Raw genomic sequence first — 10096 nt, 5'->3', positions numbered from 1 at the left:
TCCTATTGTTCTATGCCCAGAATGTGATGCAAATATGATAATCAAAGGACGATGAGATTATCATATTTGCTTGGCATAAGGGTTTTTACTCGACCGTAGGGAGATTTTGTTATTAACAGAAACTTGTTTGTTTATTTACATAAATTGTATGTTATATATCTAAAATCTAAGATTAATGTGCTCCACCTTAAAGTAGACAGATTGAATAATAAAAGTCTGTTACTAGAAAGGGGAGCATTTTCTTTCTTATATTTACAAATAATAGAAAAATATATTATATATTGCTATTATATCAAATATATTCTATAGTTAAGTTATATTATTTTTTTGTAAACTTTTTTTGATAAATAGCAAACTTATCTAAAGGTAAGGACGCAAAGCTAAAGGGCCTTTCATTTGAGTGGTAGCCAGTTGCTGAACTAAAGTTTTTTTGCTGTTGAAGAAAATAATTCAGTTCTAATAGAACTGTTGAGTTTCAATTAAAATTTAATATTTATTAGTTATTAAATTCAAGTAGAGATGCGTGGAGTTAACTTTACATGTTTTTAAACTCTTTTTTAAAGAAAAACAAATTAGGAGGGAAAAAATGATAGATAAAAAATCATTAGAAATCACAGATATTTTAGATCTTGAATTAATCCAGGGTCTTCAAGATAACTTTGCACAAAGTATGGATATTGCAAGTATTATTGTAGACATAAATGGAAATCCAGTTACAAGACCTAGTAGATATACAAATGTGTGTCAAAATTTTATTCATAATTCAGAGCTGGGAAATAATAAATGTTCAGAATTTCATCGAAAATGTGGAGAAATTGCTGCCAAAACAGGTAAACCATATATAGCTAAATGTCATGCAGGTCTGATAGATTTTGCAGCTCCAATTTTAGTGAATGGAACACATATCGGAACTATATTGGGAGGTCAACTATTAACCAATAAACCAGCGGTTTCAGATTTTAAAAATACAATTAAAGACCTAAATCTTAGTGAAAATGAATTCATAGGTGCACTTAAGGAAATTGATGTTGTAGAGGAGCAAAAATTGAAATCAGTTGTAAAAACTATATCTTTTATTTCTAATTCAATTTCCAAAATAGGATATGAGGAATTAAAATTAAAATTGGATGCAAAAAAATTGGAAGATAGTATTTTAGATGAGCACAGATTATTCGAGGAAGCTAGAAAATATAATATAAATCAATCAAAAACATTTTCTTCTATTTCTCACGAATTAAAAACACCACTTAATATCATTTTTAGTGCATTGCAATTACTAGAAAATCAGCGTAGTAATGGATCTGTAACTCCTGATAATAAGATGTTTTCTAAATATTATAAAGTAATGAAACAAAATTGTTATAGATTAGTAAGGCTTATCAATAATCTTATAGATATGAATAAGATTGAACTTGGTTTTTATAAATTAAAATTAACAAATGATAATATTGTAAAAAATATTGAAGATATCACTCTATCTGTAGTAGATTATGCAAAATTCAAAAATATAACAATAGTGTTTGATACAGACATAGAAGAAAAAATAACAGCTTTTGATTCTGAAAAATTTGAAAGAATAATGCTTAACATATTATCAAATGCTATTAAATTTACTAAAGCAGAAGGGATAATAAATGTAAATATTTACGATAAAGAAAACTACATACTTATAAAAATAAAGGATACAGGTATAGGGATACCACATAACATGTTAAATAAAATTTTCAATACATATACCCAGGTCGATGATTCTCTTAGGGGGAGCGTGGAAGGCAATGGGATAGGGTTATCATTAGTTAAATCTTTGGTAGAAATGCATGGAGGAGAAATAAGTGTTAATAGTGAATTGGGCGTTGGAAGTGAATTTACTATTAAATTACCTATGAGGCTCATAGAATCTAAACTATCTTCAAACAAAAGTTGTAATATAAATGATCCTATAGAGAAAATTAAAATTGAACTTTCAGATGTATATCTTTAGTCAAAAACGATTAAAGTAAGCATATAAATCAATTGAAATAATGGATAAAAACAACAAGATAATTAATATTATCTTGTTGTTTTTGTTCACATAAATGTTTTCATAGAATATATTAGAAATATAGAATATACATTAAATATATTCTGTACAAGCCCATTAATTCAGCCACTGTAAATTTATAATAAAGGCATCCAAGACATTAATCTGATTTAGTAGAACATATATCAACGTATAAACATTATGTTGAAAATATATTTTACATGATATATGTAACTATAAAATTTTGAATGACCAAATCAGTATTACTAAGTATTGTCTTATTCTAAATTTATATATATAAAGGAGTTGTATTAAATGGGTAAAGATGATAAGTGTGTTAAATGCAATAAATGTTCATGTGATTTATGTAGCGTTATTAATGCAGATCCAGTAGATATGGAGAAACATGGTGCAAGATTATTAACTGTAAGAATAAAAGTAAGAAATGTATGTTTTGACAAAAAAGTAGCTGTTGCATGTATTATTTATGATAACTGTCATAGAATACTTGCTTTTAGAGGTTTTATTACAGTTGTATGTAGAGAAAATGGATGTGGTGAATGTGGCACTATAGAACGTAAATTAGTGTTTGTACTCCCTGATGATGCTGCATCTGATCCACTTGAATTAGATGTTCGTACTGCAGCAAATTATATATATCCATGTGAGGACTGATAAATAGATAACACAAAGTCTCTATTCCTTTAATTTTTAAAGGAGTGGAGACTTATTACGTTGAATGATTTTTTACTGTTTTCCTATTACTCAGAACAATTTGTTCATAAAATTTTATATATTACTAATAATAAAAATGGTGATATAAATGGGTGAAGATAAAAATAAAAATATAAACACAAACGTAAATTTAGATAAAAACTTTGATAAAAATTTTTCATTGATTGATGAAACATTAAAAGATTGTCCTGATATTATAAGGCGAAAAGTTATTTTAAAATCAGGAAAAAAAGGTTGTTTCTTTTTTGTTCAAGGTTTATGTGATGTTGACCTTTTTCAGAGAGATTTCATGACTCCTTTACTTAAATTAGAAAAATTGGATGCTAATGATATTAAAGATATTCCTAATAAAATTCCTGTAGCAGGATTAACATTCCCAATAGTAATTGACAACTTAATACAAGATATATTAGCTGGAAGCGCAGTTTTTATATGCGAGGGATTAAATCAAGGTATTTCATGTACTTTAAAAAAGTATGAAAAAAGAAGCATCCAACAACCAGAAGGTGAAAAAAGTGTAAGAAGAGATCATGATGGCTTTATTGAGGATATGGCAACTAATATATCTACTATAAGAAGAAAATTAAAAACTGCCAATCTTAAATTCAAGGACTTTAATGTTGGCAATGTCTCACACCAAACAATTTCTGTAGCTTACCTTGAACATATTGCTAACCCCAATTTACTACAAATTATTTCTAACAAAATAAATCAAATAGACACAGATAGCCTTATTGCAATTGGATATTTAGAACAAATTATTGCGGATCATCCAAATTCTATTTTTCCTCAATATCTGTCTACAGAAAGACCGGATAAAGCGGTAGCAGGATTACTAGAGGGTAAATTTGTAATAATGCTTCAAGAAACTTCCTTTGTAATGATAACTCCTGTAACTTTTCATGCATTTACTCAAGCACCTGAAGATTATACAACTCATTGGGTAGGTGCAACTTACTTAAGAATTCTTCGTACGATGGCAATATTAATAGCATTATTTCTTCCAGGTATATATATAGCATTACTTACTTACCATTACTACATGATACCGTTACCTTTACTAGTTCAACTTGCACAATCTAGAACAAAGGTACCATTTCCTCCCGTTATTGAAGCGTTTTTAATAGAATTTATGATAGAGACGGTAAGAGAAGCTTCCATTAGACTTCCATCTTTTATAGCGGGATCCATTAGTATTGTTGGAGGATTAGTAATAGGTCAGACTGCAATACAGGCTGGAATAGTAAGCGACCTTATGGTAATAATAATAGCTGCTTCTGCCATAGCGGGCTTTACTATGCCGACTTATGACATGGGAATCTCTATTAGACTTGTTAAATATATAGTTATGGTAACATCATCAATATTTGGTATTTTGGGAGTAGTAATTCCAATGGTAACCTTGGTTGCACACCTAATAGTATTAGATTCTCTTGGAGAACCCTATTTCCAACCTATAGCACCTTTTAAATTTAGTGATTTAAAAGATACCTATATAAGGGCTCCAATCAGATATTTAAAGAAAAGGCCAGATGTAGCTAAACCACTAGATAAGGAAAGGGGTAAGAAAAATGGATAATAGAGAAAATAATATTACCTCTGGTCAATTGATGGGACTTATTGTATTGATTCAAATAGGTGCAGGAGTTCTTAGCTTACCAGCCACTTTAGCTATAGTTTGTGGACATGATGGTTGGATCTCAATATTGTTATATGGCATAATAATAAGTGTTATAATTTCACTAATAATAAAACTTATGAATAGATATCACAACAAATCAATATACGATATAAATAAATTTTTATATGGAAATTACCTAGGTGCTTTGCTAAATTTATTTATAGTTTTATATTTATGGTACAGTACATGTCTAAGTTTAAGAGCCTATACAAATGTAATTCATGTTAATTTATTAAGATCAACGCCTACATTTGCTTTATCTATTCTTACCTTAATACCTACTTGTTACTTAGCATGGTACGGATTAAAATATGTAGGTAGATTTGCATCCACAATATATCTTTCATTGAGTTTTTGCTGTATTTTGTTTTTTCTTGTATTTAAAGATTTAAGATTTAATTTTTTATTGCCTATTGGTCAAAGCGGTATAGAAGGGATAAAAGCAAGTTTTACCCCTTCTATTTATGCATTTCTGGGTTATGAAGTAATTTCAGTTATATATCCAGAGATTACAAATAAAAAAAAGGCTATGAAATATTCAATAGGGTCTAATATAATTACCACCGCATTTTATATATTACTTATTCTAGTTATTACGTCTTTCTTTGGAGAGGAAATGCTAAAAAAAAGTGTACATCCAACGATTACACTATCCAGAGCATATAAGGCCCCAATAATAGAAAGAATGGATATACTATTTATAGCTATATGGCTCCCTGCAATGGCTATGACGACTAGAGGATACTTTTGTGTAGCATATTATAGTATAAATAAACTATTAAGTCTAAAGAAAAAAGGTATATATTTACTAGTGTTTACAACAGTAACAATATTATTAAGTAATGTACCAAAAAGCATCTCACAACTAAAAACTTACGATAAGATTATGTCAACAGCTGGAATCTTTTTCTCGTTTTTTTTAGTTATATGCTACTTATTTTCTTTCATACGAAAAAAAGGAGTGAATCCACATGTATAAGAGGATAAAAATATTTGCATTTATAATTGTTATTCCCTTTATACTTTGCGGTTGTTGGGATGAAGTACTTGTAGAGAAAACTGGTTTTATAACTATAGTAGGTATAGAACGAGCTCCTTTAGGAAATTTTAAGTTGACTTATTCTATGCCAATAATTGATCCAGATATTAAAAGTGCTAGATCAAAAGTAATTGATAGTGAAGCGAATTTAACAAGGATAGCTAGGAATAATGTAAACAGAATGTCAGGAAAGAACATGCTAGCAGGTAAAATTGAATTTATGTTATACTCAAAAGAATTTGCTGGAGAAGGTCGTATACTTAATGCTAATTCAATATTCGAAAGGGATCCATCAAACTCAATACTTGCCTGGGTTGTAATTGTTGATGGAAGTCCTAGAGATTTAATACACCAAGCTGAAGAAAATTTTAAAGATAAACCTAGATCCTCTGTGTATTTAAATGACCTTCTTGAACGTGCGGTTAGCACCGGAAACATCAATGAAACAAGAATTTTTAATTATGACTTAATAAGTATGGCTCCAGGTATTGATAATACAGATCCAATGATTAAGATTACTGATAAGTCTGTTGAGGTTAAAGGCTCTGCCTTATTTTCAGATCAAAAATTGGTTGGAGCTATAAACGCACAAGATAGTGGACTTTTAATTGCAATGATGAAAACTTTAAAACATAAAAAATATACTTACAATGCTGGTATTCCAGCGAGTGCCAAAGAAATTTATAGCGAAAAGCAAAGTGCAGCTATTCAACTTAGTCAGAATAGTAAAAAGATAAATGTTTCTATTAAAAATAATAAACCTGTAGTAGATATTTATTTAGATTTATCTGGATATGCAGATGAGTATAAATGGGATCATTTAAATGATGAAAAAGAAGTTAAAAAGTTAAATGAACATGTACAAGAACAATTAAGGCAAGATTGTCAAAGAGTGATTGGGTACATGCAAAGTATAGAAAGTGATCCTATCGGTATAGGTAATATGGTAAGAGCTAAGTATAACAGTTACTTTAAAAAAGTAGATTGGCATAAGACATATAAAAATTCAAAAATAAACGTTCATGTTAAATTTAATTTAGTTGAATATGGAGATATACAATAAAGGTATTCTAAAATAGCCATATTTATAATATTCCGCTTTTCACGACAATTACTTATTTTAATGATATTATATATATATACATAATATCATTAAAGGAGGCGTTGTATATGGAAAAATTAAAAATCTTGGTACCATTAGATGGTACGGAAAGAAGCATGCATTCTATTAATTGGTTAAAAAAATTCTTTAGTAAAGATGCTATTTCCATTACACTAATGAATGTAATGGAAGCAGTTTTAACTAACGAGATGATGGTTTCAATGCCAAATGAAATTCCAAATGGATTTGACTATTTAGCAGAAGGAAGCAAATTGATTTTAAATAAAGCAATAAAGGAACTAGAAGGTTATGAAGTCGACAAGTTTTCAATTTTAGGATACGCAGGAGAAGAAATATTAAGAAAGGCTGAAAAAGATAGCTATGACATAATAATAATGACAAAGTGTAGTAAAAAAGGTTTATATAGAATAATTGGTTCTGTAACAAGCAAGGTTGTTAGAAATGCTAAAATGTCAGTGACAGTTATTCCTGATTAGTATTTATTTAAAATAAGAAGAGCTATAGTTAGCTCTTCTTATTTTAAATAAACATTTTAAGATTTATCCATTTTATCTAATTTAACTAACAAGCAATTATTTTTAACAATTCTTGTGGTTTATCTATAATATAGTCTGCACTTTTCTGATGCAAAACTTTTCTGTTTCTAAATCCCCATGTTATACCTACAATAACGAATGTTTACCTTTTCACTTCGTGTTTAATTGATGATTTAAAATGAATTTACAATTAGTACATAATTAATAATTGGTTAGAATTAAATTAAATTTAATTTAGAATTACAATCTATAATATACTAGAGTATATTACAGATAATTTAAACAGGGGTTAATCGTATTACTATGAGTAATTAGAAAGATATTATGAAATTGAAATTAGTTAAATAATAATAAACTCAGTTTTAGCTAATGTATAGTATTTTTAACTATTTTTTAATATGTTAACAAATATTGAATAATTGCCCATATAATTTACTCTCATAACATGTAAAACAATTTTTAATTGGTCTTAATCCCCCTTGGTTGTGGGAATATGGGAAAACAAGTTATTCTATTTCACATCTAAATTTGCTGTAAATCTTTTAAATAGCCTAAATTGACAATTTATTCATGCTGCATTAGTATATGTCAATAGCCGAATCTTCTAAAAGAAGTACCGGGGATTTAATTTTGGGGTGAAACATTAATTCGTAAAGTGGGGTGCCTCTACCCTAATCCGTCAACTAACCTGGAAGGCAATAGGAGGCAAATAATGACTAAATTTAAAAACAAAAAATCAATTTTTTTAACGTCAGCATTAACAATTGGTATTTCAATAATTTTATCACAAAATATATTTGCAGCTACTTTAACAACTAAAAAGTATACTGTGAAAAGTGGAGATTGTTTATCTCGCATAGCGCAAAAGTATGGAGAATCAATAACTACATTAAGAAAAGCTAACAACAAATGGAATAATTCTATTTTCCCTGGACAAATTCTTAAGGTATCAGTAAAAACTACTGCTACTGTAAAGAAAAGTAAAGTTAGTTCAAAGAAAACTGTAACTAGTTCAAAAAAATATACGGCAAGTGATTTGAGATTGCTAGCTAGATTAATAACTGCAGAAGCGGGCGGGGAGTCTTATAATGCTCAGGTTGCGGTGGGAGCAGTAGTTATGAATAGGGTTAGAAGCAACCGGTTTCCAAATTCAGTTAGTGCTGTAATTAACCAAAAGTATAGAGGCTATTATAAATTTAGCTGTGTACAAAATGGCAACATAAGAAGAGCTGCACGCTCAAGCGATGTTAAGGCTGCAATTTCAGCACTTAATGGAACTAATCCAGTAAAGAATAAATTGTTTTTTAATAATGGTATTAGAAAATCAGGTTCCATAAAAATCGGTAATATGGTATTTATGTAAGTATATAAAATATTTGATATTATAAAAAAATTTACAGTCTCTAAAATCGTAAAATTAAAAGTAATAAAAGAGAAAACATCTGACCTTCAGATGTTTTCTCTTTTATATTTACTTTGTTTATAATATGATAGTTAACCTTGTGTTGTAATAACATATAATATTAAGAAGCAATACAAATGTTTAAGTCTTAATATAACTTCTTAGTTTACCATTTATGAATAATATTTGGTTTAGCAAATATTTCATCAAGCCTTTTTAAAAATGGAACAATGGAATTAAAATTAACAGCTTTATAAAACATTTCATTAACATTGGTATTCTCTATTCTTCTGGTTATATTGGAAATATAGGCTGAAATATCATGCAAAGACATTTTTTCAACACTAGGTATAGTTGGAGTTATCATTTTACCATCAGGTAAAAACCCCACAACTCAGATATTATTTTCAACAATTACAACATGATGAGTAGTTCTCTATATCATTTTTTCTAAAGTACCAATTTGCTCTAACAGTGAAATAGTTCTATAGATGCTAATAATGCTGTGCCCTACAGTATTTATGAATGTCAAAATTTATAGTCAAATGTAAAGTCTAAAATCTAAAAATGAGCTAAAAAGTTGTTATTTTAACTTACCTAAGTTTAAGCATATACATATTAGTATCTATTTATATACTGATGTACTTAGAATAATGCCATTAATTAATAGGTTGATATTTTTTATGATAATCTATGAAAGGTATTGACTTGGAGCTCACTTTAAGGTGTATGGTGTTAATGTAGAAATAAATCTAGATCTAAATGGCATTAGTATGGCAGAAATGAAGGAAGTGTGAATTCATCATCTGCATAAAAGAATGTTGATGTTTGGTTAAAGAGATGTTTGGTGAGGCAATAGATAAAATGTTTAAATCAAGCAATATCAGAGTAGACGTATTAACTTAAATAAATATTAGGAGTGAAAATTTATGGAACATAAAAAATTAGGCTTTGGATGTATGAGATTACCAATTATAGATCAAGAGGATCAGACCAGTGTTGATTTGCAACAGTTATGTCAGATGGTAGATACGTTTTTGAAGAGAGGATTTACTTATTTTGATACAGCGTATATGTACCATGATTATGTAAGTGAGGTTATGGTAAGAGAAGCATTGGTGAAACGTCATCCTAGAGAAAGTTTTACTGTTGCAACTAAGATGCCTACCATGATGTTGAAAACCAAAGAGGACATGGAGCGAATATTCAATGAACAGCTGGAAAAGTGTGGAGTGGAATATTTTGATTATTATATGTTGCACTGTTTGAATGCTAGCAACTATGCTATTGCGCGAAAACTTGGAAGTTTTGAATTTATTCAGCAGAAGAAGGAGGCAGGTAAGATTCGTAGCATCGGTTTCTCTTATCATGACAACGCAGAACTTCTAGAAGAAATCATTACTGCTCACCCAGAGGTGGAATTTGTACAACTACAACTGAATTATCTAGATGTTGATTTACACTTTATCTTATCCTAAGTTTTACAAATTAATTTATCTAGTTAAATCATGGATTTGCACATATATTTATCCGATTTACATAATAATTTAACCGGAATTT

At 28.9% G+C, this 10096-nt stretch carries 8 protein-coding genes, 1 pseudogene and 2 riboswitches; of the genes and pseudogenes, 8 read left to right on the top strand and 1 reads right to left on the bottom strand.

Translation table 11 applies throughout. The features are described from left to right. Positions 1–339: 339 nt before the first annotated feature. A riboswitch (cyclic di-GMP riboswitch) is annotated at positions 340–419 on the top strand. Between the two features lie 167 nt (positions 420–586). From KPL38_RS16280 to KPL38_RS16250, 7 genes are all read left to right on the top strand, one after another. Next, positions 587–1981, top strand: coding sequence for a sensor histidine kinase (locus tag KPL38_RS16280; RefSeq protein WP_216290204.1), 1395 nt, complete (start codon positions 587–589; stop codon positions 1979–1981). Between the two features lie 354 nt (positions 1982–2335). Then, entirely contained in the window at positions 2336–2695 is a 360-nt protein-coding gene (locus KPL38_RS16275; protein WP_216290203.1) for a hypothetical protein, read from the top strand. 148 nt (positions 2696–2843) lie between these two features. After that, positions 2844–4334 carry a spore germination protein gene (locus KPL38_RS16270; protein ID WP_216290202.1) on the top strand — a complete coding sequence of 497 codons (1491 nt, stop codon included), beginning with the start codon at positions 2844–2846 and terminating at the stop codon, positions 4332–4334. Continuing rightward, positions 4327–5415, top strand: a complete 1089-nt coding sequence (locus KPL38_RS16265; RefSeq protein WP_216290201.1) for a GerAB/ArcD/ProY family transporter — start codon at positions 4327–4329, stop codon at positions 5413–5415. The genes KPL38_RS16270 and KPL38_RS16265 overlap by 8 nt, the downstream gene beginning before the upstream one ends. Continuing rightward, positions 5408–6538, top strand: coding sequence for a Ger(x)C family spore germination protein (locus tag KPL38_RS16260; protein WP_216290200.1), 1131 nt, complete (start codon positions 5408–5410; stop codon positions 6536–6538). The genes KPL38_RS16265 and KPL38_RS16260 overlap by 8 nt, the downstream gene beginning before the upstream one ends. Positions 6539–6645: 107 nt before the next feature. Beyond that, on the top strand, positions 6646–7074 hold the full coding sequence (locus KPL38_RS16255) for a universal stress protein (RefSeq protein ID WP_216290199.1): 429 nt from the start codon (positions 6646–6648) through the stop codon (positions 7072–7074). 643 nt (positions 7075–7717) lie between these two features. Next, a riboswitch (cyclic di-AMP (ydaO/yuaA leader) is annotated at positions 7718–7847 on the top strand. Beyond that, positions 7847–8497: a cell wall hydrolase gene (locus KPL38_RS16250; RefSeq protein WP_216290198.1), complete on the top strand. Its 651-nt coding sequence runs from the start codon at positions 7847–7849 to the stop codon at positions 8495–8497. It overlaps the preceding riboswitch by 1 nt. A gap of 205 nt (positions 8498–8702) precedes the next feature. On the opposite strand, the gene KPL38_RS16245 is transcribed toward KPL38_RS16250, so the two are convergent. Beyond that, on the bottom strand, positions 8703–8927 hold the full coding sequence (locus KPL38_RS16245) for a hypothetical protein (protein WP_216290197.1): 225 nt from the start codon (positions 8925–8927) through the stop codon (positions 8703–8705). Positions 8928–9465: 538 nt separating this feature from the next. On the opposite strand from KPL38_RS16245, the pseudogene KPL38_RS16240 reads away from it, so the two are divergent. Then, positions 9466–10011, top strand: a pseudogene (locus tag KPL38_RS16240) (aldo/keto reductase); the annotation flags it as partial. Between the last annotated feature and the right edge of the window lie 85 nt (positions 10012–10096).

The sequence above is a fragment of the Clostridium psychrophilum genome, from assembly GCF_018861705.1.
Classification (GTDB): domain Bacteria; phylum Bacillota; class Clostridia; order Clostridiales; family Clostridiaceae; genus Clostridium_AD; species Clostridium_AD psychrophilum.
Note: the sequence above shows the minus strand (reverse complement) of the source record. Positions and strands in the feature narration are given on the sequence as shown.

Excerpts from the sequence above, each read along its gene's own strand:
- KPL38_RS16280 (WP_216290204.1), top strand. The coding sequence starts at position 587 with ATGATAGATAAAAAATCATTAGAAATCACAGATATTTTAGATCTTGAA.
- KPL38_RS16275 (WP_216290203.1), top strand. The coding sequence starts at position 2,336 with ATGGGTAAAGATGATAAGTGTGTTAAATGCAATAAATGTTCATGTGAT.
- KPL38_RS16270 (WP_216290202.1), top strand. The coding sequence starts at position 2,844 with ATGGGTGAAGATAAAAATAAAAATATAAACACAAACGTAAATTTAGAT.
- KPL38_RS16265 (WP_216290201.1), top strand. The coding sequence starts at position 4,327 with ATGGATAATAGAGAAAATAATATTACCTCTGGTCAATTGATGGGACTT.
- KPL38_RS16260 (WP_216290200.1), top strand. The coding sequence starts at position 5,408 with ATGTATAAGAGGATAAAAATATTTGCATTTATAATTGTTATTCCCTTT.
- KPL38_RS16255 (WP_216290199.1), top strand. The coding sequence starts at position 6,646 with ATGGAAAAATTAAAAATCTTGGTACCATTAGATGGTACGGAAAGAAGC.
- KPL38_RS16250 (WP_216290198.1), top strand. The coding sequence starts at position 7,847 with ATGACTAAATTTAAAAACAAAAAATCAATTTTTTTAACGTCAGCATTA.